The sequence below is a fragment of the Mesorhizobium sp. M0306 genome (assembly GCF_040321655.1).
Classification (GTDB): domain Bacteria; phylum Pseudomonadota; class Alphaproteobacteria; order Rhizobiales; family Rhizobiaceae; genus Mesorhizobium.
In genome coordinates this window covers 1-1018 of the sequence record NZ_JAMYRY010000106.1, presented here as the reverse complement: position 1 = coordinate 1018, position 1018 = coordinate 1, and the positions used below count along the sequence as shown (strand labels likewise).

Sequence of the window (1018 nt, the reverse complement as noted above, 5' to 3'; positions counted from 1 at the left end):
CCATCATGATGCGCCGGATTCGTCAGTGGTTGATCTGAATCCCCCCGCACCGTCCGAGTTGCGTGACCATGCTCGTTCTGTGCCGCCGGCGGTGCAGCCAGATCCTCCAATAGGGGTCTCCGGTCGCGACAAGGGTCCTCTCTATTCCAACGATGCGACCATTGTCGAAGGGCTGAGGTCAGCATTGGAGAGCACGGTCAAGCGCCATGTAAATTCTCTTCTCGGCTTTGGTCGTTGGCTCTTTGATAATAACAGGCCGGGATTTGCTGCTCGGCTTCACGAGGAGTCGCTGGATCCGGATCTCAAGGAGTACGAGAGCAAGAGTGGCTCCTCGGACGTGGCTAGAGCAGTGGGTCATCTCAAGACGTGGGCGGGCGGAGCGCCAGTGCTGGACCGCGCCGCTGTCCTGAATAATCCCGACCCTGCCGACGCCGCGCTCATCAGAGATTACACAGCGGCTCCCATCAAAGAGTACAAGGCAGCGCCGAGCGGGCCGAATCCCGCTACCATTCAGACCTATGGATCTGCTCCTAGACGTTTCAGTGAATACCTGGTTGAAAACAAAAAGCCGGGGATTGCGGCTCGGCTTCACGAGGGGTCGCTGGATGAAGATGCCAAGCGCTATAACAACTCCGGTGGGATCAGTGCACTAGCTCATCTCCGGAAGTCCGAACTCGGGCGCGAGCTCCCTGGGAAAGCTAATGAAGACGACGCTGTTCTGCCATTGTCTTTCGTGCCAACTGGGCCCCATCACCAAGCCTCGGATCCCGCAGGGTCCTTTCGTCCCCTGATCTGGCGCGACGGCGACCAGCGCGCGCCGGACGAGCGGATCGCTGCACAGGACAGGAGCAACCAGCTATCAAGCGAGGAGGTCCTCATCAACCGTGAGCATGATACAGCGGAGTTGAGACCAGCGAAGAGGCAAAGGCCCCTGAACAGTCGTCTGCAGGACGTTGCCACTGAGCCGCAGCTGAGCGAGATCGGCAATTCAGGCGCTCGCGTGCTGATGCAGGCCCCC

The 1018-nt window shown here is 59.7% G+C and carries 1 pseudogene; it reads left to right on the top strand.

The annotated features are described in order from the left end of the window. Positions 1-25 precede the first annotated feature (25 nt). Positions 26-1018: pseudogene (locus NKI95_RS34300) on the top strand (hypothetical protein); the annotation flags it as partial.